This is a genomic window from Rhizobium sp. BK316, from assembly GCF_014193695.1.
Classification (GTDB): domain Bacteria; phylum Pseudomonadota; class Alphaproteobacteria; order Rhizobiales; family Rhizobiaceae; genus Rhizobium.
Genome location: NZ_JACHZR010000001.1, coordinates 1,247,256 through 1,269,007, shown reverse-complemented (window position 1 = coordinate 1,269,007; position 21,752 = coordinate 1,247,256). Strand labels below are relative to the sequence as shown.

The 21,752-nt window shown below is 61.3% G+C and carries 21 protein-coding genes and 1 pseudogene; 4 read left to right on the top strand and 18 right to left on the bottom strand.

All coding sequences use genetic code 11. The annotated features are described in order from the left end of the window. The 7 genes from FHT87_RS05685 to oiaX all read right to left on the bottom strand — a co-directional run bounded on the left by FHT87_RS05685 (position 1) and on the right by oiaX (position 7,982). A complete protein-coding gene (locus tag FHT87_RS05685) occupies positions 1 to 1,065 on the bottom strand; it encodes an ABC transporter permease (protein ID WP_183800153.1) in 1,065 nt (354 codons plus the stop codon). Next, positions 1,062 to 2,612 (bottom strand): sugar ABC transporter ATP-binding protein, encoded by a 1,551-nt coding sequence (locus tag FHT87_RS05680; protein ID WP_183726196.1) that lies wholly within the window; start codon positions 2,610 to 2,612, stop codon positions 1,062 to 1,064. The genes FHT87_RS05685 and FHT87_RS05680 overlap by 4 nt, the downstream gene beginning before the upstream one ends. After that, positions 2,609 to 3,253, bottom strand: a complete 645-nt coding sequence (locus tag FHT87_RS05675) for a DUF2291 domain-containing protein (protein WP_183726194.1) — start codon at positions 3,251 to 3,253, stop codon at positions 2,609 to 2,611. Before FHT87_RS05675 ends, FHT87_RS05680 begins: the two co-directional genes overlap by 4 nt. 77 nt (positions 3,254 to 3,330) lie before the next feature. After that, a complete protein-coding gene (locus FHT87_RS05670; protein ID WP_183800150.1) occupies positions 3,331 to 4,272 on the bottom strand; it encodes a D-ribose ABC transporter substrate-binding protein in 942 nt (313 codons plus the stop codon). Positions 4,273 to 4,406: 134 nt separating this feature from the next. Next, positions 4,407 to 5,234, bottom strand: a complete 828-nt coding sequence (locus tag FHT87_RS05665) for a phosphogluconate dehydrogenase C-terminal domain-containing protein (protein ID WP_183800147.1) — start codon at positions 5,232 to 5,234, stop codon at positions 4,407 to 4,409. A gap of 151 nt (positions 5,235 to 5,385) precedes the next feature. Then, a complete protein-coding gene (locus FHT87_RS05660; RefSeq protein ID WP_183801043.1) occupies positions 5,386 to 6,720 on the bottom strand; it encodes a four-carbon acid sugar kinase family protein in 1,335 nt (444 codons plus the stop codon). A gap of 5 nt (positions 6,721 to 6,725) precedes the next feature. Next, positions 6,726 to 7,982 (bottom strand): 3-oxo-isoapionate-4-phosphate decarboxylase OiaX, encoded by a 1,257-nt coding sequence (gene oiaX / locus FHT87_RS05655; protein ID WP_183800144.1) that lies wholly within the window; start codon positions 7,980 to 7,982, stop codon positions 6,726 to 6,728. Between the two features lie 181 nt (positions 7,983 to 8,163). On the opposite strand from oiaX, the gene FHT87_RS05650 reads away from it, so the two are divergent. Then, positions 8,164 to 8,868, top strand: coding sequence for a transcriptional regulator NanR (locus tag FHT87_RS05650; RefSeq protein ID WP_183727249.1), 705 nt, complete (start codon positions 8,164 to 8,166; stop codon positions 8,866 to 8,868). Positions 8,869 to 8,931: 63 nt separating this feature from the next. Here the strand turns inward: FHT87_RS05650 and FHT87_RS05645 are convergent, their stop codons facing one another. Together FHT87_RS05645 and FHT87_RS05640 are read right to left on the bottom strand one after the other, a co-directional pair. Beyond that, positions 8,932 to 9,675 (bottom strand): SDR family NAD(P)-dependent oxidoreductase, encoded by a 744-nt coding sequence (locus tag FHT87_RS05645; RefSeq protein ID WP_183726185.1) that lies wholly within the window; start codon positions 9,673 to 9,675, stop codon positions 8,932 to 8,934. Positions 9,676 to 9,900: 225 nt separating this feature from the next. Continuing rightward, on the bottom strand, positions 9,901 to 10,455 hold the full coding sequence (locus FHT87_RS05640; RefSeq protein ID WP_183800141.1) for a hypothetical protein: 555 nt from the start codon (positions 10,453 to 10,455) through the stop codon (positions 9,901 to 9,903). Between the two features lie 212 nt (positions 10,456 to 10,667). On the opposite strand from FHT87_RS05640, the pseudogene FHT87_RS05635 reads away from it, so the two are divergent. Continuing rightward, positions 10,668 to 11,077: pseudogene (locus FHT87_RS05635) on the top strand (hypothetical protein). Positions 11,078 to 11,152: 75 nt separating this feature from the next. Here the strand turns inward: FHT87_RS05635 and FHT87_RS05630 are convergent. Continuing rightward, positions 11,153 to 11,662 (bottom strand): Hsp20/alpha crystallin family protein, encoded by a 510-nt coding sequence (locus tag FHT87_RS05630; protein ID WP_183800139.1) that lies wholly within the window; start codon positions 11,660 to 11,662, stop codon positions 11,153 to 11,155. 337 nt (positions 11,663 to 11,999) lie between these two features. On the opposite strand from FHT87_RS05630, the gene FHT87_RS05625 reads away from it, so the two are divergent. Next, positions 12,000 to 12,221 (top strand): hypothetical protein, encoded by a 222-nt coding sequence (locus FHT87_RS05625; RefSeq protein WP_183800137.1) that lies wholly within the window; start codon positions 12,000 to 12,002, stop codon positions 12,219 to 12,221. 61 nt (positions 12,222 to 12,282) lie between these two features. On the opposite strand, the gene FHT87_RS05620 is transcribed toward FHT87_RS05625, so the two are convergent. Together FHT87_RS05620 and FHT87_RS05615 are read right to left on the bottom strand one after the other, a co-directional pair. Next, positions 12,283 to 12,915, bottom strand: a complete 633-nt coding sequence (locus FHT87_RS05620) for a pyridoxamine 5'-phosphate oxidase family protein (protein WP_183726176.1) — start codon at positions 12,913 to 12,915, stop codon at positions 12,283 to 12,285. 56 nt (positions 12,916 to 12,971) lie between these two features. Then, positions 12,972 to 13,517, bottom strand: coding sequence for a peroxidase-related enzyme (locus FHT87_RS05615; protein ID WP_183800135.1), 546 nt, complete (start codon positions 13,515 to 13,517; stop codon positions 12,972 to 12,974). A 120-nt stretch (positions 13,518 to 13,637) separates the two neighbouring features. Here FHT87_RS05615 and FHT87_RS05610 point away from each other — a divergent pair, with 120 nt between their 5' ends. After that, entirely contained in the window at positions 13,638 to 14,543 is a 906-nt protein-coding gene (locus tag FHT87_RS05610; protein ID WP_183800134.1) for a LysR family transcriptional regulator, read from the top strand. A gap of 296 nt (positions 14,544 to 14,839) precedes the next feature. On the opposite strand, the gene FHT87_RS05605 is transcribed toward FHT87_RS05610, so the two are convergent. The 6 genes from FHT87_RS05605 to FHT87_RS05580 form a co-directional block, all read right to left on the bottom strand. Then, positions 14,840 to 16,612, bottom strand: a complete 1,773-nt coding sequence (locus tag FHT87_RS05605) for an SLC13 family permease (RefSeq protein WP_183800132.1) — start codon at positions 16,610 to 16,612, stop codon at positions 14,840 to 14,842. 164 nt (positions 16,613 to 16,776) lie between these two features. Continuing rightward, positions 16,777 to 17,106 (bottom strand): L-rhamnose mutarotase, encoded by a 330-nt coding sequence (locus FHT87_RS05600; protein WP_183800130.1) that lies wholly within the window; start codon positions 17,104 to 17,106, stop codon positions 16,777 to 16,779. A gap of 2 nt (positions 17,107 to 17,108) precedes the next feature. After that, positions 17,109 to 18,227: a mandelate racemase/muconate lactonizing enzyme family protein gene (locus FHT87_RS05595; RefSeq protein ID WP_183800127.1), complete on the bottom strand. Its 1,119-nt coding sequence runs from the start codon at positions 18,225 to 18,227 to the stop codon at positions 17,109 to 17,111. Positions 18,228 to 18,235: 8 nt separating this feature from the next. Further along, positions 18,236 to 19,759: a sugar ABC transporter ATP-binding protein gene (locus FHT87_RS05590; protein WP_183800124.1), complete on the bottom strand. Its 1,524-nt coding sequence runs from the start codon at positions 19,757 to 19,759 to the stop codon at positions 18,236 to 18,238. A gap of 1 nt (position 19,760) precedes the next feature. Further along, positions 19,761 to 20,717 carry an ABC transporter permease gene (locus FHT87_RS05585; protein ID WP_183800121.1) on the bottom strand — a complete coding sequence of 319 codons (957 nt, stop codon included), beginning with the start codon at positions 20,715 to 20,717 and terminating at the stop codon, positions 19,761 to 19,763. Then, positions 20,714 to 21,733 (bottom strand): ABC transporter permease, encoded by a 1,020-nt coding sequence (locus FHT87_RS05580; protein WP_183800118.1) that lies wholly within the window; start codon positions 21,731 to 21,733, stop codon positions 20,714 to 20,716. Before FHT87_RS05580 ends, FHT87_RS05585 begins: the two co-directional genes overlap by 4 nt. Between the last annotated feature and the right edge of the window lie 19 nt (positions 21,734 to 21,752).

Here is a 21,752-nt window from a genome sequence, read left to right as displayed (position 1 = left end):
TCAACCTGCCTTTGCCATCTGCATGAGGGTCACGCGCTGCTGCAGCCGACGCTGGGCCTGGTCGACGACGACGGCGATGATGATGACCAGACCCTTGATGACCATCTGCCAGAAGGAGGAAACCCCCATCATCACGAGACCGTCGGAGAGAATGCCGATCACGAAGGCGCCGATGATCGTGCCGCCGATCGTGCCGCGCCCGCCCGACATCGAGGTGCCGCCGAGCACGGCCGCAGCAATCGCATTGAGCTCGAAGCTTTCGCCCGTTGCCGGATGCGCCGCCATCAACTCCGAGGAGATGACGATGCCGACGATCGCCGCGCACAGACCGGAGAACATGTAGACGAAGATCTTGACCAGATCCACGCGGATGCCCGACATGCGCGCGGCGCGCTCATTGCCGCCGACGGCGAAGATATGGCGGCCGATCGGTGTCGAGCGCGCCACATAGGCAGCAACGAACGCGAGGAAAATCAGGATCCAGATCGACACCGGAAGGCCGAGAATGCGGCCGGCGCCGAAGAAATCGAAGCCGGTCGTCGCATATTCCGGCCTACCGACGAGGTTCGGAAAGGTCTGGCCGTCGGAGGAAAGCAGCGCCAGGCCGCGGGCGACATAGAGCGTGCCGAGGGTCGCGATGAAGGGTGCAACGTTGAGCTTGGTGATCAGTAGCCCATTGATCAGGCCGATGATGAGGCCGATTGCCAGCGTGATCAGCACGATCTCCACGAGATTGAAATAGACCGTATAGCCGATCGGCAGTTCGACGCCATAGAGGATCAGGCCACCGGCAACCATGCCGCAGAGGCCGACGATCGAGCCGACCGAGAGGTCGATGCCGCCGGTGATGATGACGAAGGTCATGCCCATCGCCAGGAAGGCGTTCAGCGCCACGTGCTTCGACATCAGGATCATGTTCGCAGTCGAGGTGAAGTTCGGCGCAAAGATCGAGAAGAAGATGATGACGGCAAAGAGCGCGATGAAGGTTCGAAGCTTCATCAGCGTCAGCAGGAAGGAGCCGTTCGCGCTCTTCGGCGCGGAGGTGGATGCGGTAGCCGCCGTCATGACGCGAGTTTCCCTTGATGTTCGTGCCCCTTTGCCGAGGCAGCGATAATGGCATCTTCCGTCGCGTCGTCACGGTCGAAGACGGCGATGAGATGGCCGTTGCTGAGCACCGCGATACGATCGGAAAGCGCCATGACCTCTTCGAGGTCGGAGGTTGAAAACAGAATGGCGAGACCATCGGCGGCAAGCCGTCGCATGGTACGGAAAACATCCGCCTTGGCGCCGACGTCGATGCCGCGGCTCGGCTCGTCCATCAAAAGAACCTTCGGATTGGTCATCAGTGCCTTGCCGATGACCACTTTCTGCTGGTTGCCGCCGGACATCGAGGTCACCTCGAAGTCCGGGTTCGGCGCCTTGATCGCGAGATCGCGGATCGCCTCTCCGATGGCGTTCTTCTCTGCCTTGGCATTGATGTGGAAGAGGCGGGTAAAGCGGGCGAGGCTTGCAAGCGTCAGGTTGGATGCGATCGAGAGCACCTGCACCAGCCCTTCGCGCTGCCGGTCCTCGGGAATAAGCGCGAGGCCCCGGCGGATGCGCCGCGTGGTATCGCGAGCGCGCACTTCCTCGCCGTCGATGAAGATCTTGCCGGTCGAGTGCGCATGACGGCCGATGACGCATTCGAAGAATTCGCTGCGTCCGGCGCCCATCAGCCCGTAAATGCCGAGGATCTCGCCCGCCTTGACGGAAAGCGAGACATCGTCGACCGCAAGCCCGCCCGTCGGGCGAGGCAGGCTGATGTTTTCGGCGCGGAACATTTCCTTGCCGACCGTATGGTTCACGGATTTGGCGAAATCCTTGGCATCCGAACCGATCATCGAGCGCACGATCCACCGCGTGTCGATATCCTTGACCATCGCCTGGCCGGTGACCTGCCCATCGCGCAGCACTGTGATGTAGTCGCCGATCCGCATCAGCTCTTCGAGGCGATGCGAAATATAGACGATGGCCACGCCCTGCGCCTTCAGCTCACCGATCACCTTGAAGAGGATCTCGACCTCAGCCGCAGACAGTGCCGATGTCGGCTCGTCCATGATCAGGATGCGGGCGTTCAGCGACATTGCCTTGGCGATCTCGACGAGCTGCTGCTGGCCGATCGGCAGGTCCTCGACCATCGCCTCGGCATCGATGCCGGCATCAAGTCGCTCGAGGAATTCGTTGGCTTTGCGGACCTGTTCCTTATGGTCGATGCCGATGATGCCGCGGGTCAGTTCGCGCGTGGCAAAAATGTTTTCGGCGACCGACATGTTGGCGAAAAGGTTGAGCTCCTGGAAGATCATGCCGATGCCGTGCGCCTGCGCATCGGCCGGGTTGGCGAAGGAAACGGTTTCGCCTTCCAGGATGATGCTTCCGAGCGTCGGCCGCTCGACGCCGGCGATGATCTTCATCAGCGTCGATTTGCCGGCACCGTTTTCGCCGACGAGCACGTTGACGGCGCCGCGGCGCAGCTCGAGATTGGCGCGCTTGACGGCGACGATGCCGGAATAGACCTTCGACACGTCGTCGAGGCGCAGGATGATATCGTCCTTGGGTGCCTCGGTGATGGTCATGGTGCCACCGTCAAGGCCGAAGGGGTGACGAGCGGCAGATCGCTGCCCGACGGCAAAGGAAAGGCGCCGGTGACGGTCACTGTCTTGCCGACCAGCCCGTCACGCGGGATTGCCGAGAGAAAGGCACTATTGGCCTTCTCGTTGAAGGACTTGCCGAACTGCGCCCATTCGATCTGGTTCTTGAATTCGTTGAAATTGACGAAGTCTAGCGTGTCGCGCAGTGCTGTCCCGCGAAGTGCCGGACCGATCTGCACCTTGGCATCCGCCTTGCCGTCGCCATCGGCATCGACATCGAGCGTTGCGGCGCGCGAAGCCGTGTCGGCCGCGACGACCTTGCCCGTGAATTTCACCGCATAGGTCCAGGGCGAACTCGCCTGCTTGTGCGGATTGCCGTATTTTTCGCCCGCCTGGTCGGGGCTCGAAGCGGCAAGGGCTGCGACATCCTTCAACTCGCCGGCGCGCTTTTCATAATAGGGAACGACCTGCGGCTGCCACATCGCTTCGACCTTGGCATTCGGATCGAAAGCGCTCTTTGCCGCCGCTGCGGCTTTTTCCTCCGCAGTCGGTGTCTTGATGATCTTGCAGCCGGGCAAAGCCGCCGCCACGAGAGCGGCGATCAGGGCGCCCCTGATCCTCAACATGCGATAAACCTCGAAATCAATGGAAATAGGCTGCAGGGAGCGCAGTTTCCCGCGCTCCCTGCAGCGGTCGGTCCGCCTTACTTTGCCAGAGCAAAGGTCTCGAGCTTGCCCGCGTTGTCGGCATTGATGAGAACGCAGTCCATGAGCTGCTTTTCTTCCTTTGGTGCCGTCTTGTTCTTGATGTAGGCGTCAGCCTGTTCGACAGCCATCTGGGCCTGTGCATAGGCCGGCTGCAGCACGGTTGCCTTGATGCCGCCCGACTTGATGGAGTCGCGAACATCGTTCGAACCGTCGAAGCCGACGACGATCACGTCCTTGCGGCCGGCAGCCTGGAGAGCGGCGATCGCGCCCATGGCCATCGTGTCGTTGCCGGAGATCACGCCCTTGATGTCGGGATTGGCCTGCAGGATGGTTTCCATCTTGGCGTAGGCTTCCGTCTGGCTCCAGTTGGCCGACTGCTTGGCGACCGACTTCAGGTCCGGATAGTCGTCGATGACGTCATGATAGCCCTGCGAACGGATGCCGGCATTGGTGTCCGACTCCTTGCCGACGAGCTCGACGTAATTGCCCTTCTCGCCCATGAGCTTGACGAATTCCTGCGCGCCGAGCTGGGCGCCCTGATAGTTGTTGGAAACGATCTGGGCGACGGCAATGCCGGTCGCATTGATTTCGCGGTCGATCAGGAAGGACGGGATGCCGGCATCCTTGGCCTTCTTGACGGCGGCAACCGATGCATCGGCGCCGGCATTGTCGAGGATGATCGCCTTGGCGCCGCGGCCGATGGCGGTATCGATCATTTCCGACTGCTTGTTGGCATCGTCGTCATGGGTCATGACGAGCGCCTCATAGCCGAGTTCCTTGGCCTTGGCTTCGGCGCCGACAGCTTCCGCCTTGAAGAACGGGTTGTCGTGAGCCGGCGTGATGATGGCGATCAGGTCGGCCGAAAAGGCCGGCATGGCAACGCCAAGCGATAGGGCGCTGGCGAAGGCAGCAAGGGTCAGTCTGCGTGTAAGTTTCATGGTTTCTCCTCCCAGGTTTGACGCATGGCCGAACCAACCCCGGTTCGGTTGAAATCCATGCGAAAAAGAAAACCGGTCCGTCAAAGTCCCCGCGGGCCGGCAGAGCAGCAAGGCGCGCCTTGCCGCTGATATTGTCAGGTGATGCGCCGGATGCTGTCGGCGATCTCCTGAGGTTCGAAGACCTTCTTCCAATCGTCGCGCATGAGGGCCGGGATACCGAACTCGATCGCCTTGTTGCAGGCATCCGAGAAGACGCCGTCGACTTCCTTGAAGATGACGGCGCCGAGCACGTTCATGTGGCCGAGCAGGAAGTCACGGGCGGCTTCCGCCGGGACGCCGCGGGCGATGCACTCATCCATGGCCTGGCGCATGATGACGAGCAGCGAGGCGCAGACGGTTTCCGAAAGGCCGGGCTCCAGCATCGCCATCTGCTCGACGGTGACGCGATGCGAACGCATGACCGGCGCCCAGATCACCTTCGCGATCTCCTCACCCAGGCCATAGGCGCTTTCCGGACCCTGCATCAGAGCCGAGACGATATGCTGCTTGGCGAAAAGACCGCCGAAATGGTCCTTCTTCGCCTGCATATCCGTCTCGTCGTTGAAGATCGGCGGATGGCAGGGATGGGTGACGAAATAGGTGAGGTCGTCACGCTTTGGCAGGTGGCCGGCAAAGGGCGCGGCGGCGTCGAGAGCCACGACCATGGTGCCCGGCTTCAGCTTGTCGACGATGCCGGCGGCAACCTTGCCGATCGCGGTGTCCGGCACGGCCAGGATCACGACGTCTGCACCGTCGAGCGCGGCATCGGCCGGGGTGCAATCGATGCCGAGATCGTTCTTCAGGCGCGCCTTGCCGGCATCGCTGACCTCCACATGGCGAACGTGAAAACGGGAACCTTTGAGATTCTTGGCCAGCCGGTATCCCATTTTTCCACCGGCGCCAAAGAGGGCAATTGCTGTCATGTTTCCTCACCTTTGTATGCGGGATTGGTATCGTAACTGGTATGATGAGTCAATCACCATGCCATCGTAAACAGGTTGTGGCGCTCCGCAAAACCGACGGTCTCGGCGAGCATCTTGTTCGTCTTGACACTGTTGCCCACCCAATAGGTCATCAGGCCTTCCTTCCATCACGGATCTGCGCAAAATAGCCGTCTGCACCGACCTGCCCACCCTTCAGCGCGATCTGCAGCCCATCCGTGGGCGCGTAACCGCCATGGGCCGTGCAAAGCGGTGAACCGGGGGTCTGCGGCAGCGGCAGCAGGGTCGTCAGCGCATCGACGCGCAATTCTTTCAGCGCGTGGCTCGACGTATCTCCACCGGCGATGACCGCACGCGAAAGCCCCTCGGTTTCGACAAGGCGGCGCAGGATGGTGCCAAGCGCCCGACCCAGCCGATGACGAGCGCCGGGCAGTTGATCGATATCGGCGCCACGGTCGGCCGAAGGGCCAAGCGCAGTGTGCAGGATGACGCTGTGGCCTGTTTTCAGAGCGACGAGCCCCGCGGCAACCGCTGCATCCAGTGCGGCCTCCGCATTCGTGCCGACGAGCGCCAGCGGATCAAGCGGGATACCTTCGAAGCCATCGGCGATGGCCGTGCGGATCTGCCGCTCGGTCGTCGGCGACACGCTGCCGGAGACGGCGGCAAGCCGGTCGACCTTGCCCGGAGACTGGAACTCGACGCCGGGACCAATCAGCCCCTGTTCGCGCCAGGCATTGATGAGTGCGTACTCGATACCGGAGGAACCGGCGACGAAGCTGCCTTTTGCGGCCGTGATCCGCTTGAGTTGTCGGCCGGCTGCCGCCTGGCTCTCGGCGGAATCGACATCGAGAAGCAGGATACCGGATAGATCGGCAATCAGCTGATCGATCCCCGCATCGGCATCGGGCGAAGAAAGCAGCACCAGATCGGCCAATGAGACGGGAAGATCGGTCTGCTTGCCGAGATGAAGCGCAAGGTCCGCCTCATGCATTGGGGTGACCGGGTGGCGGCTCATGACGGGGTGCCGGTCGATGCGGAAGATGCGTCCCTGATAGGCGGCAAAGAGATTGCCGAAGGCTGTATATCGCTTCAGTTGCGGCGCGCCGACGATGACGGGCACGAGCTTCTGTTCGAACGTCGCGCTGCCGATCTCGATTGCCTTGCCGATATTGCCGACCTCGGGCGCTGAATCGAAGGTCGAGCAGACCTTGTAGTGGCAGATGCCGGCCTTAAGCGCCTTCAGCCATTCAAGCGCTGGGGCAAGATGCTCCTGCATCCAGGCAGGGGTCTCGCTTCGGCTCGTTCCCGCAATGCCGACGGCACGGCAATCCGGGAATCGGTCGAGGATCGCTTGATCGGGAGTGCCGAGGAACAACACCGTCGGAATGCCGTTGATGGCGAGCGCCTCCATCACATCGGTGGAGCCGGTAAAATCGTCGCCGTAATAGCTGACGAGCAGGTCGCGCATATCGCTCACCCCGCCTTGCCGTCGCTGAATTTGGCGATCGAAGCGGCAAGCTCCGGATGATCCCTGGCATAGTCGTCGAGCGGAATGTCGGCGACCGCCGCCTGCCAGGCCTGTTGCACGGCGCGCACGCCAGCTGCCGGTCCCTGCGGATGGCTGACGATGCCGCCGCCGCAGAGATAGAGGAGATCGGTCGTGCGGCCGGTGCGCTGATAGGTCTCCGGCGCCTGGCCGCCCCACTGGCCGGAACCGGCAACCGGCAACGGGCAGTCGGAGGGGGCAAAGAGCGGCGTGCTGACCGCCTTGAACGAGGCGACGAAACTCTCGTCCGGCTCCCAATATTTCACGCGGATGCCGTTGATCTGGAACTGGTCGACGCCGAGCAGCCGCCAGAGCTGCTGATAGACCTTGAAATCGAGGCCGATGCCGGGATGGCGTGTCAGCACGTCCCAGCCGTTGCGATGCGCATGCAACACGAGGCCTGAGCGCTTGCGCAGGAAACTCATGCCGCCGAAGCCGACCGAATTGATGTTGACGACGGCGCAGTTGCCGCCCGCTTCCAGCACGAGATCGTGGTTGCGCATCATCTCGTCGGGATCGGCATGCGAGATACCGAAGGCATACATCACCTTCTTGCCGGTCTTCTGCTCGTGATCGAGAATGCGGGGCATAATCGCCGCCACACGCTCCTTCAGCGGCGAATAGGCAGGGCTCATCAGTTTCTCGTCGTCCTTGATGAAGTCGACGCCGGATGCGATCAGTTCGCCGACGAGCTCGGCAGTTTCATGCGGCCGCAGGCCGAGCGCCGGCTTGACGATCGTGCCGATGATCGGCCGGCCTTCGACACCGGTCAGGCGTCGGCTGCCGGGAATGCCGAATTGCGGGCCGGGATGGGCATCCCTAAAGGCTTCCGGCAGTTTCATATCGACGACGCGTAGGCCCGTCATGCCTTTTATCGAGAAGGTTCCGCCTATCGCGATCGTCATCAGCGCCGAAAGATCCGTGCCGATTGCATCGAGGGGGAAGGCGATATCGACATCGGCGCGCTGCAGCCCTACGCCCTCGGGCGCTTCCGGCCAGGAGGGATGGCGCCCATCTTCCAGCGGCCGAATGGCGAGCACGCGTGCAGCCACCCGCGACTTCAGCTCTTCCGTCTCGCCCGGAACCGGAACGAAGGTGCCGGTCGATTGATCGGAAGCTATCTTGTTCGCCATCGCTTCGACGCTGCCAGGCGTTTCGATGCGGTAGGTCAGGGTTATCATCATGAAATTGCCGGTTGCTCCTCTCGCCACGTCAAGAAGCCATGGCGTCAACTTGTAATCTGGTATAATGAGTATTCCATTTTCTGCAACGGATATTTTCAACAGGTGTGAATTTCGCGTGGCGCGCTTTGTCGTCGGTCGGTGAAAATGCTAAGGGAGAGAAGATTTGAGCCAGCGAGACGCCATGACCTCAGCCATCGAGCCCATTGTTCGTCGAAAACTGTCTGACGAGGTTTTTGACCGGCTGGAACGGCTGATTACCTCAGGAGAGTTGCAACCGGGCGACGAGATGCCCTCCGAGCGCGTTCTGATGGAACGCTTCGGCGTCGGCCGCCCGGCGATCCGCGAGGCGATGCAGTCTCTCGCCAACAAGGGCCTCGTCAGCATCTCGCACGGCGAGCGCGCGAAGGTCCTGAAGCTGACCGCCCAGTCGATCTTCCGGCAGGTCGATTTGACGGCGAAGATCATGCTGTCGCAATCGGCCGATTCGCTGGAACACCTGAAGAGCGCCCGTATCTTCTTCGAGCGCGGCATGGCGCGCGAAGCGGCGCAACGCGCCAAACGGGCTGATGTCGAGGCGCTTCGCGAGATCATCGACCATCAGCGTGCATCTCTCGGCCATGCCGAAGAATTCATTTCTGCCGACATGCGGTTCCACACCCGCATCGCCCAGATTTCCGGCAACCCGATCTATGTGGCCGTCAGCGAAGCCATGCTGGCATGGCTGAAGGAATATCACACGGAAATGCTGATCTGGACCGGCAAGGAAAAATACACTCTTGCCGAACATGAAGAGATTCTGGAACGCCTTGCTGCCAACGACGCCGATGGCGCCGAGGCGGCAGTACTCAAGCATCTGGAACGCTCGCGTTCGCTCTATATGAAGTAGGCAATAATGAAGTAGGCAGCCACTTGCGGCGAACGGGGCTGCCGTTCGCCCGCAAACAGAACGTCAGTGGTGACAGCAGTCCTCAGCCACTTCAGCCGCCGGCGGAACGTAAGCGGCAAATTCCTGCTCGAGAGCCTTGATGACGCTGGTGCGCCAGCCATCGGCAATGCGGTCGGAATAGGGATCGGGAAAGATATCCTCCTCGCCTCTTTCGAAGCCGTCGAATATTCCTGACGCCACCAGGCCGGGCGGCGACTTCGGTACCTCGAAGCCGCGTGTCATGTCGGTATCAACAGGGCCGGTGAAACAGTTGTGCACCGCGACACCGCGCGCTGACAGCAGCGCTCGGAAGGCCTGCATCAGATTATGTGCCGCCGCCTTCGAAATCGAATAGGCCGGTGTGGAAGCAACCGGCACCAGCGCCGATAGAGAGAGGTTGTTGACGATGGCGCCTTTCGATCGCACCAGTGCCGGCAGAAAGGCCTGGGTCACCCGCAGCGGCCCGAAGAAATTGACTGCCAGATGACGATTGATGATATCTTTATCGGCGAGATCGTCGGGCATGAAGATGCCGGCATTGTTGATGAGGATATCGAGGCCCTCGACAGTGGCGGCCGCCTTCTGGACATCCCACTCGTCGGTAATATCGAGTTTGACGAAGGTGACGCGCTCATCCTCATGGCGCTGCTCGCTGCGCGATCCTGCATAGACGCGCTTTGCACCGCGATGCAGCGCTTCGTCCATGAGAGCCCGGCCGATGCCGCGATTGGCGCCTGATATCAGGACCGTTTTGTTTTCGATGTTCAAGACATGCTCCTATAACTGATCTTGCCATCAGGAGGGGTTCCCTGATGATCGGCGAGGAGCCTAAGCCTGGGCGGCCGATATGCAGGAGTAACAAGGTTGGCGGGATTTCTGGGGTGCCCTCTCGCGACCCTGCCTTGCCGGGATTCCCACGGCCGGGGCGGATAGCCGAATTGTCGCGCAATCAACAGTCCGGCCGGCGACACGAGGGCAAACCCGATCATCTGATCAGTTTTCGATCTGCTGCTCCGAGACGACGCTGACGACGACTTCGTCGTTTCCGTTCGGATAGAGAGGCAGGTCAAGCGTGATCGCTTGCCTGCGCTCGGAAGACGACGCCTCGAAGAATTTCCTGATGCGCCCCTGACCATTCTTCGCGCCGGACGCCTTGGCGCGTGTCTCATCGACGAGGCGACGCTCAAAGGCTGCGGCGTCGATTTCCGCGAAGGCCATGGTGCAGCTTTCCACCTTGCTCTCGCCCACAGACGCCCGCGCGACGACGAGGGCTTCAAATGAGCCGTTTGCTTCCGCGGTCAGATTCCAGCCCTCCAGCGCGACCGGATTTTCTACCGGCGTGAGGCTGGTGGTCATATCCGTTGCAAGAGCCGGCCAGTTCCGGTCCTTCGCAGCGGCGACGGTGCGCTGGAAATCCGGCCCCCGCCCGAGGCAGCGTTCACCGAATTGACCAAACGGATCCGGCTGGTCGGCCGCCGCTGCGCCCGCAAGGCCGGTGAGAAGGATCGCCGTCGAGAGGCAGTCTGTGATCCTGCGCTTGCTTGCCATATGTCAGCCTCAATGCCTCCCCGGCATGTTTCATGCCGGCACTATCCACCTTAGCATTGCAATGAAAAGGGAGAAATCATGGCCGCAGCACCCAAAGCTTGCCGTGGGTTCATGTCGACCGCGGCGAGAAGGTCCGATCGCAGCTGACCATCCAGGGCCTTGCCCCTGGCAAAGATCGTCAACGCGCAATATTCATGCCGGAGAGGGTCACCATGAAAAAACTCATTTCGATCGCTGTCAGTGTCCTGCTTGTCGGCGCGCCCGCTTTTGCCCAGTCGAACGTGACCGCCACGCATACGAACCGCCCCATCGAGCACTACCGCGCCCATATCGGCGAGGCCGATCTCTTCAATTCGAAGGGGACGCAGCTCACACAGCCCTGGCAGATCACCCGCCAGGATCGGACGAATTTCCATCAGTACGGTATTCGCGACAATGACGACCAGTCGGACTCCTTCTTTGCCGATCCCGCCAATCGTCAATCACTCGAAGCCATGCTCCGCAACGGCACCATGACCGGGAAGCTTCGGCAATGATCGTTCACGGCAATGTATGGGTTGATGTCGAGATCTATGGCAGCCAGGGGACCGGACGCTGGATCGATGTGACGGTTTCCGACTGAGACAAGGGCGAGAGGCGCGGGCTCCCATCTGGCCGAAGACGCAGCCGCCAGACGGCGGCCGCGTCTTCGTTTCGATCAGCTCTTGATGGCGATGCGCTTGACCTGCGACTGCGCCTTCTCGGTTTTCGGCAAGGTCACCGTCAGCACTCCGTTCTTGAAACGAGCCTCGACCTGGGCCTCCATAACCTCGGTGCCGAGCGGGATGCGCCGTTCGAAGCGTCCATAGTAGCGCTCGGAGAACTGGCGGTCCTTGTCCTCAGTCTCGGATCGCTTCTCGCCCTTCAGTGTCAGCACGCCGTCATTCAGCAGGACCTCGATGTCTTTCTCTTCGAGGCCGGGCACCTCGGCGGTCACCTTGATCTCTTTGTCGGTGTCGGAGATCTCGATGTTCGGCCAGCCGGCGCTAAAAGCGCCGCGGCTGCCGAAGGAGGGCACGCCGGAGCCGAAACCGCGGAAGACGTCGTCGAACAGCCGGTTCACCTCACGATGCAGCGACAGGAAGGGATCACGGTCGTCATCGCGCAAGAGATTTGGAACGTGGTTGCCAGTGTCACGGCCCCACGGGATCAGATCACGAACACTCATGGTTTTCTCCTTTCTGTTGATTCCATTGGTAAAGCCTCCAACTGGGTGCCGGGCGCAGCCCCGACATTTCGGGCTGGTGGAAGATGCTTGACCGGAACCGGAAAGATGAATCGAGGGTTGCCCTCACAGCCATATCCTCTTCGCCAGCAGCATCGATACAAGAAACGCCAGGAGAAACCGGCGCCTCCTGACCGGAGTCAGGCCTTATCGGGCAGCCGACAATATTGATGTAATTCAGCGACTTGCGGATTCAAGGGGAGGAACTTCCCGACAGAAAAATTGATCTTTCCAGCAGCGTCACTAGGTTCAAGCGGAGGTAAAGAGAGGAGGAATGGATATGACAATGACTTCAGACGATGTCATCGCCATCCTTGGGCCTGTCGATAATACACTTGTGGCCGACGTCATTGCGACCGGTGCAACGCAGGCCGAACTTGCAGAGGCATTTGCGTGGGTCAATAATGACGAGGCCTTGATGGGCGAGGGGCGACGCCTGGCGAGCGGCAGGGTTGCTGCGCTCATTGAGCTGCTGACTTCGGATGAAGAGGAGCCGCAATAGGAATGTTAGATATGCCGTCCCCTTCCAGACAGTGGCTCGGTATCAGCGCAATAGCCGAGTTTTAGCCGACATCTCCACCGCGCGCGACCTGTGCCCGCAAGGCGGCATTTTCTGCTTCCAGCTCCGTCAGGCGCTGACGAAGCGGCTCTACGGCGACGGCAATTTCCGCTTCGGTATAGCGCGGCGTGATATGCTGCGGGCAATTCCAGTCGAAGGCTTCGAGGCGCAGGCGGAAGAGACGTTCCGGCTTTGCCCGATAGGAAGGAGAGGCAAGCAGCTCGGTAAGTGCGGGATCGGTATCAAGCCCCAGCTTTTCGGCATGGGCATAGATCTTCAGCCGTGCGCGGCGGGGATAATCCATCAAGAACAGGCACACCTTATCATTGGCGGCGAGATTGCCGGTGCTGATGTACTGGCGATTGCCGCGATAGTCCGCAAAGGCAAGCGTGCGATCGTCGAGTACCTTCAGGAAACCCTGCGGACCGCCCCTGTGCTGCACATAGGGCCAGCCGGTTTCGGAAACGGTGGCCATGTAGAAGCTGTCGCGGGAAGCAATGAAGGCGCTCTCGTTTTCGGTGAAGCGGTCGAAGCTCCGGTCGGTCGGCAGGTTCGTCCAGAAGTCCTGGACACCCATTTCCGCCTGCGCGGCGCGCACGCTGGGGGTCGAGGCTATGTCGAGAAATCCATAGGACATGATCCATCTCCTCAAAGGGTTGGGAGGGGCGGAGCGTCAGCCCCGTTCCTCGTCCGTCAGGCCGCATTGGCAGCGGGGACTGCCGGGAAGTCGATATCTGTCTTGGCGACTTCGTTCAGATAGTTGGTGAAGGTGTTTTCGGCGACCAGAGCGACGATTTCGACGATCTGCGCATCCGAAAAGCCTGCGGCGCGCACGGCAGCGATATCGGCGTCGGAGACGTGGCCGCGTGCCTCGGCGATCTTTGCCGCAAAGCCGACGGCGGCATTCGCCTTGGCATCGGCTGATGCGCCCTTGCGGTTGAGGGCAATTTCTTCCGGGCTGATCTTTGCCAGGTTGAGGCCGAGATAGGTATGGGCGGACAGGCAATAGTCACAGCCGTTCACCTCTGCGACGGCAAGCGCGATCCGCTCACGCGTCTTGACATCGAGCGTTTTGGAAAGCCCGCCCTGAAGGCCGGTGAAAGCCGTCAGAGCCGCCGGGCTGCTGGCAATCAGACGAAACAGGTTCGGGACGAAGCCGAGGGCCTTCTGGATGCCATCAAGCGTCGGCTTGGCTGCTTCCGGTACGTCGTCGCGGGTGGGGATGGAAATACGGGACATGGAAATCTCCTTTGGGACAGCCGAGCTGCGATTGGCTCGGTGAGCTCAATGTGTCGATTTCCAATCACAAAGAGAATATGCTCTAAATGAAAGTGATTTTACCAGAAATTGGAAGAATAATTGGACCGGTTCGAAGCCATGTCGATGCTGCTGGAGGTGGTGGACAAGGGAAACCTGTCTGCGGCCGGCCGGTCGCTGAAGATTCCGCTGCCGACGCTGAGCCGCAGGATCACCGAGCTGGAAACGCTGCTGGGAACGAAGCTGTTGACCCGCACCACCCGGAAGATCGCCCTGACCGATGCTGGCGCCACCTATGTCGAGGCGGCAAGGCGCATCCTCGAGCAAGTGGAAGAGGCCGAGCGTCAGGCATCGGGCGAATTCGCCATGCCAAAGGGCGAGCTGGTGATCACGGCGCCGATGCAGTTCGGCCGTCTTCATGTGCTGCCTGTCGTGACCGACTTCCTGGCCGCCTTTCCAGCTATCAACGTGCGGCTGATGCTGACGGACAGGAATATCGATCTCGTCGAGGAACATGTCGATATGGCGGTGCGTATCGGCAATCTGCCCGACAGCGCCATGGTCGCCACGCGCATCGGCTCGGTGCGCAGGGTGGTCTGCGGCAGTCCGGCCCTCTTTGCCGGCCACGGTGTGCCGAAGGAGCCGGCCGATCTCCTGGGCCTGCCCTGCATCAGCGTCGAGATCCTGACGCCATCCGCCGGCTGGCGGTTCCAGAAGCCAGGAGCTGCAAAGGCCATTGACGTGCTGATCAGCCCGCGGCTTTCAGTCACCACTACCGAGGCGGCCGCCGAGGCCGCCATCCGCGGCGCTGGCGTCACCAGGCTGCTGTATTATCAGGTCGCAGGAGCGGTCGCGGCCGGCGCGCTCAAACTTGTGCTTGAGGACTTCGAACCGGAGCCCGCTCCCATCCACCTGGTTCATCTCGCCCGTGGCCAGATGCCGCTCAAGATGCGCCACTTTTTGGATTTTGCCGCACCTCGGCTACGGGTGAGTGTCTCTGTCCTGTAAATCGTCTTCCCTGCACGAGGAACCCGCTCTACGCTCACGGTGAGGATATCGAAAGCATGTCAAAGAAGGTTTAGCCGGCAATAGAGTTTCGGTTAAGGACCGTCGCTATCTGGATACGACTGCCGGGTTCGGGTGGCATTGCCGATTCCACAAGCGATGGAAGAATTTTCGAAAGTAAGGGATCATGCTCCATGTGGAGCGCTACGACTGTTGTGCGGTTCACAGGCAGAACGCGTAGCAAGACTGGCTCTGCTCTGCGCGTCTGGCGCGTTCTGTTGACCCGCGCGTACCAGCAATCAGTTTACTGGCCACACGTACAACAGCACCGGTACGCTCGCGATAATAATCAGTAACGACAGCGGAAGACCGAGGCGCGGGTAGTCGGAGAATTTATATCCTCCCGGACCGAAGACCAGTGTGTTGCATTGGTGGCCGACCGGGGTCAGGAAATCGCAGCCGGCACCGATCGCCACCGCCATCAGGAAGGCCTCCGGCCGGAAGCCGAGATCGGTGGCAAAACCGACGGCGATCGGCCCCATGACAAGCACGGTTGCGGCATTGTTGAGAAAGGGCGTTACGGCCATTGCTGCGACAAGAATCAAGCCGAGCGCGCCCCAGGCCGGCAGGCCCTTGGCGATGTCGCCAAGCCCATGGGCGATGAGGTCGCTGCCGCCTGAGGTGCGCAGGGTATCGGAGACGGGGATCAAGGCTGCAAGCATGATGAGAATCGGGCCGTCGACCGACTTGTAGATATCGGCAAGCGGAATCGCCCGGAAGACGACCATGCCAAGCGCCGCCGCAAAGAAGGCGACAGGTACCGGCGCAACGCCGACCGCCGTCGTCGCCATGGCAAGCGCCAGGATGATCAGCGGAATGAAAGCCCGCCGGCGCGTGCCGAGTAATATTTCGCGCTGGGCAAGTGGCAAAAGGGTAAGATCCTGCATGACGGCCGGCAGGTTCTCACGGCTTCCCTGCAGCACCAGCACGTCGCCGGCTGCAAGTGTCAGATTGGCAAGGCGCTCCTTCAGCCGTTCGCCATGCCGGCTGATGGCCAGCAGATTGACGCCGCGCGTATAGGCGAGCGCAAGTTGCTTGACGGAACGGCCCTTCAAGGGCGATTCTTGGCCGATCACCACCTCGATCGAGACGACCTCGGCCTTCAACTGTCTACTCTCCATGATTGGCTTGCCGGAGAGCTGCAGTTTTCCGGCCGACACGATGCGGTCGAGCGCGGCCGGCGGGCCTTCCAGCAGCACGATATCGTTTTCCCGGAGTGTCAGATCAGGGAAAGGGGACATGCGCGTCGCACCGCGCAGGACGGCAGTGGCAATCGCCTCGCCGTCGCCAGGTTTGACGAGAACGCTTATCGGCTTTTCCGAGACAGCCGATTCAGCCGTAACCAGCACTTCCGAGGTATAGTTCTTAATGTCGACCGCTTCCTCGATCGAGCTGCCCTGCTTCGTACGACTTGGCACCAGCCAGTGAAAGAAGATCAGAAAGGTAATGCCGACGATCGTCAGGACACTGCCGACCGGCGTGAAATCGAACATGGTGAAGGAGCTGCCCGTCATTTCCGCCCTCAGCCGCGAGACGACGATATTCGGCGACGTACCGATCTGCGTCATCAGGCCGCCAAGCAAGGCGGCGAATGACATGGGCATCAGATATTTGGACGGTGAGACGCCCGACCTCCGGGCAAACTGAAAGGCGACCGGCATCATGATCGCCAGCGCGCCGATATTCTTGATGAACGCGGAAAGCAATGCCACGGCAATCATCAGCAGGGCAAGCTGGCTGTGCAGCGTATGGAGGTTCGGAAAGAATCGCTTGATCGCCATGTCGACAACGCCCGAACGTGCGACCCCGGCTGAGACGATCAATGCGCTGCCGACTGTAACAACGATATCATCGGAGAAACCGGAGAATGCCTTGTCCGGAGGGACGATCCCGACCGCGACGGAGAGAACAAGCGCGCAACACGCGACGACGTCATATCTGAACCGATCCCAGATAAAGACCCCCATCATCATGGCGATGACGGAGAATGCGAGGATCTGCTGCGTTGTCATCCGGCTCCATGGGTCTGCGAATTATCGATGAGCTCGAAATGAGACAGGCGAGGATGCACGGAAAACGTCTTCCGGGACTGATGAGTTCCACGGGCTTGCCGCTAAATCGGAACCGGTGATCCACGATACAGGATAGGTGCGCGGCGGTCCGTCGCTATCCTGCCTCAATCGAGGTGAAACACCTCCGGCATCATCGCCCACCACTCACCATCCTTGCGGGTCGCGAGCGGCTTCTGGCAGGGAATGCAAGCGGCCCACCATGCCTGGTTTGCCGGATCGGCGGCCATCTTCGCCATATCGGCTTCGAAGTCCTCGCCCACATATTCCCAATAGCCGAAGAGCAGGTTTTCCGGCTCCTTCAGGAAGATCGAATAGTTGGTGATGTTGCAGGCGGAGATCAGTGCCAGGATCTCTGGCCAGACAGCCGCATGCAGCGCCTTGTATTCCGCGACTTTGTCCGGCTCCAGGCCGATCACCATGCCCATGCGCTGCATGTCTACCGCCCTTGCGTGATTTCCATGGTGAACTCGGCGATGCTGCGGGCCTTCACGGCATCCCAGTCCCATTCGATGCCGATGCCGGGTTCGGAGGGGGCGATGGCGCGGCCATCGCGGATCTCCATGCCTTTGGTCGTCAGGTCGTCGAGCTGCGGGATATATTCGACATATTTGCCATTTTGGATGGCGCAAACCAGGCTGACATGCAGTTCCATCAGAAAATGCGGGCAGACCGGAATGTCGAAGGCTTCGGCCGCATGCGCGACCTTGAGCCAGGGCGTAATGCCGCCGATGCGGGCAACATCGACCTGGACGATCGAGCAGGCGCCCTTCTGCATATATTCGCGGAAATGCCGGATCGAATAGAGGGATTCACCGACAGCGATCGGCGTCGGCGTCGAGCGCGAAAGCCGGATATGCCCGTCGAGATCGTCGGCCGGCAGCGGTTCCTCGATCCAGGCAAGATCGAGTTCCTTCAGCCGTGCGGCCCGGCGGATGGCTTCATCGACGGTAAAGCCCTGATTGCAGTCGGTCATGATCTCGAAACCGTCACCGAGTGCTATGCGCATGGCAGACAGCCGGTCATAGTCCTCGGCGCCATGTGGCCTGCCGATCTTCACCTTCGAGCCGGAAAAGCCCTTGGCCTTGGCTTGCTGAGCGTCTTCGACGAGCGCTTGCTTCTCGATATGCAGCCAGCCGCCTTCTGTCGTATAGAGCGGGCAGCTGTCCTTGGCGCCGCCTGCGAGTTTCCATAGCGGCAGCTTCTGCTTTTTGGCTCTCAGATCCCACAGTGCGGTATCGACGGCGGCGAGCGCCAGCGCCGTGATCGCCCCGATCGTCGTGGCGTGGGTGGCAAATTCCAGCTTGTGCCAGATCGCCTCGATGCAATCGGCATCCTCGCCGATCAGCAGCGGCGCCAGATGGTCCGACAGAAGCCGCATGACGGAGGAACCGCCGGTGCCGATCGTATAGGAATAGCCGGTGCCGGAGGCGCCATCGGAATCGGTGATGGTGACGATTGGCGTTTCCTGGCTGACGAAGCTCTGGATCGCATCGGTGCGCTTCACCTTGGGCGGCAGGTCCACCATGCGCAGTTCGATCTTTTCAATGCGGGCCATGCTTCCTCCTAACTTGCCGTGCAGGTCTGGCCGGGTTCGGCCGCGTGGATTGCCGACATGATGGCGCGGCTTGCCGTCTCATATTTGCGGTCGTTCTGATATTCGTGGACGATCCTGAAATCGTGCATGACGAGGATACGGTCGGCGAGCGCCACCATTTCCGGCATGTCGCTCGAGATCAGCAGGATCGCCATGCCCTTGTCGGCAAGGCCATTGATCAGCTCGTGGATATAGGCCTTGGCCTTGATGTCGATGCCGACGGTCGGCTCGTCGATGAAAAGGATATCGACATCGGCTGCCAGCCACTTGGCGAGCGAAACCTTCTGCTGGTTGCCGCCCGAAAGGTTGCCGACGAGCTGCTCCAGATTGGGCGTGCGGATTTCCAGTTGCCGTGCAAGCGGGGCGGCGGTCTTGCGCTCCTGGCTGGCGCCGATCAGGCCGAGGGAGGATGCGATCCTGTCCCAGACCGTCATGGCAATGTTGGAGCGGATCGAATGGGCGAGGATGACGCCCTCATGTTTCCGGTCCTCGCTGACATAGCCCATGCGGAAGCGCTTGATCGCTTCTTCCACTGAGCGGATACGTACAGGCTTGCCGTCGATCTCAATTGTGCCGGACGTTACCTTGTCCTTGCCGATAATGGCGCGGATCAGTTCGGTCCGTCCGGCGCCGACAAGGCCGTAGAGGCCAAGGATTTCGCCACGGCGCAGCGAGAAGGAAATATCGCTGTGGCCGGCAGCGGTGGCAACGTCGCAAAGCTCAAGCTTGGGCATGCCTTCCTGTGATTTGCCTGCGCGGGCGATCACCGGCCGTTCGGCGCGGCCGATCATCGCCTCGATCAGCGTCTGCCTTGTCATGCCGGCCATCGGCGCGCCGCGCAGTGTCGTTTCCCCGTCGCGCAGCACCGTAACGCGGTCGCAAAGGCTCAAGACCTCTTCGAGCTTGTGGCTGACGAAGAGGATTGCCGTTCCCTGATCGCGCAGCTGGCGCACGAGGCGGAAGAGGGTTTCGGTCTCGGCATCGGTGATCGATGCGGTCGGCTCGTCGAGCAGCAGCACCTTCGCCTTGTGGCTGAGAGCCTTGGCGATCTCCACCATCTGCATCTGCGCGACGCCGAGACGCCGGACTTCCATTGCCGGATCGATATCGAGGCCGACCTTGAGCAGATGCTCACGCGCCTCATCGTTGGCGCGGCGGAAATCGACGAGGCCGTTTCGAACCGGCAGGCCCTCCAGAAGGATGTTCTCGGCAACCGAGAAGCGTGGAATGAGGTTGCGCTCCTGATGCACGGCAGAAATGCCGAGCGCGATCGCATTCCGCGGCGAGGCAAGCGACAGCGGCGCATCGTCTAGCGTCATTGTCCCGCTGTCGGGCCGGTGAACGCCGGTGATGATCTTGATCAGCGTCGATTTGCCGGCGCCGTTTTCGCCTATCAGCGCGTGGATCTCGCCGCCATTCAATGTCAGCGAGGCGTAGTTGAGCGCCCTGACGCCGGGGAAGGACTTGCCGATCTTGTCGAGAACGAGCGCCATCTCAATCCTCCCCGACCCGGATTGCGCGATAGCGGTTGATCCAGACGGCGGCAAGGATCAGCGCGCCGAGCAGGAAGGTGACCCAATAGGGATCGACTGCCAGCAGCACCATGGCATTCTGGATCAGCCCGATCAGCAGCACGGCGATGAAAGTGCCGATAATGGATATGGAGCCGCCGGCGAGACTCGCGCCGCCGATGATCGGGGCTGCGAAGGAAATGACCACCCAATCCGCGCCGATTGTCGGCTGCGCCGAGCCGAGCTGAGCCACCGCGAGCACGCCGGCAGTCGCGGCAAGCAGGCCCGACAGTACATGCGCCATGATGGTGGCGCGGGCGACGGAGATGCCCGAGAGTTCGGCCGCGTGGGCGTTGCCGCCGACCGCCAGCATATAGCGGCCCTCGACCGTGCGGGCAAAGAAGATGACGAGCAGCACGGTGACCAGCAGCGGCACGATCAGCAGCATCGGGAAAGGCCCGAACCGCCCATTGCCGAAAGCGACGAAGGCCGGTGAGAGATTGTAGAAGGGAATGGCCCTGGTGATGCCGAGATTGATGCCGGCAAAGGCCGAACCGGTTGCCAGCGTCACGATGAAACCGTTGATGCCGGTGCGCACCGTCAGCCAGCCATTGACGAAGCCGGCAAAGCCGCCGAACGCGATGCCAATGATGATGGCGACGATCGCCGGCAAGCCCCAGACGTCCATCAGGCCGCCGGTGACGACAGCGACGAGCCCACCGAGCGCTCCGACCGAAAGGTTCATCTGTCCGACGCCGAGCATCACCATTTGGCTGAAGGCAACGAGCAGCGACACGCAGATGCTGCGCAGCATGACGAACCAGTTGAATTCCGTCATGAAGGCGGGAGAGGCGAGGCTGAGCGCGATGCCGCCGGCGATCACACCGACAAGGATGCCGGACCACTGCGTCCGTGCGGCCAGAGAAATGAGCGTCTTCATGCACGCCTCGTCTGTTCGCGGATGGCGAGCTTCGTCCGGTAGCGCTCGAAGAGGATCGCCGAGAGCAGGAAGACGCCGAGGAAGAGCTGCAGCCAGAAATTCCCAACCTGCAGCACGAGCAGGCCGCTGCGGATGGTCGCGACCAGCAGCGCGCCAAGGATTGTGCCGATGACGGAGACCATGCCGCCGGCCAGCGCCGTGCCGCCGATGACGGGCGCGAGGAAGGAGGGAAGCAGCCAGTCGTCGCCGGCAACCGCGGGCATGGCCGCCGAAAGCCGCGATGTTAGCATCAAAGCGGCAGCACCAGCGAGCACACCCGAGAGCACATGAACGAGAATGGTGATCCGCCCGACCGGGATGCCCGACATTTCCGCCGTGCGCGCGTTGGCGCCGACGGCCAGGACCTGCCGGCCGAGCACCGTATGCTTCAACAGGATGTAGAGCGTTGCGCCGATCACAAGGGCGACGATCGCCAGAGACGGTACCGGGCCGATGCTGCTGCGGCCGAAGGCACCGAATGTTGCCGGCAATCCGTTCAGTGGCACGCCCTTGGTGAAGATCAGCATGCCGCCGGAAAACAGGCTGGCGCTCGCAAGCGTGACGATGAAGCTGTTGACTCCGGTCTTGACGATGGCCAGCCCGTTGAGCGCGCCGAGCAAGCCGCCAAAGGCAAGGGTCAGGAGGATCGCAACCGGAATGGGAAGGCCGGCCATCTGCATCAGATAGCCGGCGGCCATCACGCAGCAGACGCCGATGGCACCGACCGAGAGGTTCATGCCGCCGGTTGCCAGCACCACCATCTGCGCAAAGCCGACCACGACATCGATCGCGACCGAACGCCCCATTGAATTCAGGTTGAAGCGCGACAGGAAGCCCGGCGCAAGGCTGGTGAAAACGGCCCACAGGATCAGAAGAACGATCAGAAGCCCAAGCTGCGCCGGTCCTCTGGTCAACAATCCGAGCAGGCTGTGTCTGCCTGTATCGGGGACGGGACTATCATTGTCGATGGGTGCCATGTGCTGGGATGACCGGTAT

Bases quoted from the DNA above. Each gene is read 5' to 3' on its own strand.
- FHT87_RS05595 (WP_183800127.1), bottom strand. From the start codon at position 18,227: ATGGCCCGCATTGAAAAGATCGAACTGCGCATGGTGGACCTGCCGCCC.
- FHT87_RS05615 (WP_183800135.1), bottom strand. From the start codon at position 13,517: ATGTCCCGTATTTCCATCCCCACCCGCGACGACGTACCGGAAGCAGCC.
- FHT87_RS05670 (WP_183800150.1), bottom strand. From the start codon at position 4,272: ATGAAACTTACACGCAGACTGACCCTTGCTGCCTTCGCCAGCGCCCTA.
- FHT87_RS05685 (WP_183800153.1), bottom strand. From the start codon at position 1,065: ATGACGGCGGCTACCGCATCCACCTCCGCGCCGAAGAGCGCGAACGGC.
- FHT87_RS05590 (WP_183800124.1), bottom strand. From the start codon at position 19,759: ATGGCGCTCGTTCTCGACAAGATCGGCAAGTCCTTCCCCGGCGTCAGG.
- FHT87_RS05625 (WP_183800137.1), top strand. From the start codon at position 12,000: ATGACAATGACTTCAGACGATGTCATCGCCATCCTTGGGCCTGTCGAT.
- FHT87_RS05605 (WP_183800132.1), bottom strand. From the start codon at position 16,612: ATGACAACGCAGCAGATCCTCGCATTCTCCGTCATCGCCATGATGATG.
- FHT87_RS05630 (WP_183800139.1), bottom strand. From the start codon at position 11,662: ATGAGTGTTCGTGATCTGATCCCGTGGGGCCGTGACACTGGCAACCAC.
- FHT87_RS05580 (WP_183800118.1), bottom strand. From the start codon at position 21,733: ATGGCACCCATCGACAATGATAGTCCCGTCCCCGATACAGGCAGACAC.
- FHT87_RS05620 (WP_183726176.1), bottom strand. From the start codon at position 12,915: ATGTCCTATGGATTTCTCGACATAGCCTCGACCCCCAGCGTGCGCGCC.
- FHT87_RS05675 (WP_183726194.1), bottom strand. From the start codon at position 3,253: ATGTTGAGGATCAGGGGCGCCCTGATCGCCGCTCTCGTGGCGGCGGCT.
- FHT87_RS05665 (WP_183800147.1), bottom strand. From the start codon at position 5,234: ATGACAGCAATTGCCCTCTTTGGCGCCGGTGGAAAAATGGGATACCGG.
- oiaX (WP_183800144.1), bottom strand. From the start codon at position 7,982: ATGATGATAACCCTGACCTACCGCATCGAAACGCCTGGCAGCGTCGAA.
- FHT87_RS05680 (WP_183726196.1), bottom strand. From the start codon at position 2,612: ATGACCATCACCGAGGCACCCAAGGACGATATCATCCTGCGCCTCGAC.
- FHT87_RS05660 (WP_183801043.1), bottom strand. From the start codon at position 6,720: ATGCGCGACCTGCTCGTCAGCTATTACGGCGACGATTTTACCGGCTCC.
- FHT87_RS05650 (WP_183727249.1), top strand. From the start codon at position 8,164: ATGACCTCAGCCATCGAGCCCATTGTTCGTCGAAAACTGTCTGACGAG.
- FHT87_RS05600 (WP_183800130.1), bottom strand. From the start codon at position 17,106: ATGCAGCGCATGGGCATGGTGATCGGCCTGGAGCCGGACAAAGTCGCG.
- FHT87_RS05640 (WP_183800141.1), bottom strand. From the start codon at position 10,455: ATGGCAAGCAAGCGCAGGATCACAGACTGCCTCTCGACGGCGATCCTT.
- FHT87_RS05585 (WP_183800121.1), bottom strand. From the start codon at position 20,717: ATGAAGACGCTCATTTCTCTGGCCGCACGGACGCAGTGGTCCGGCATC.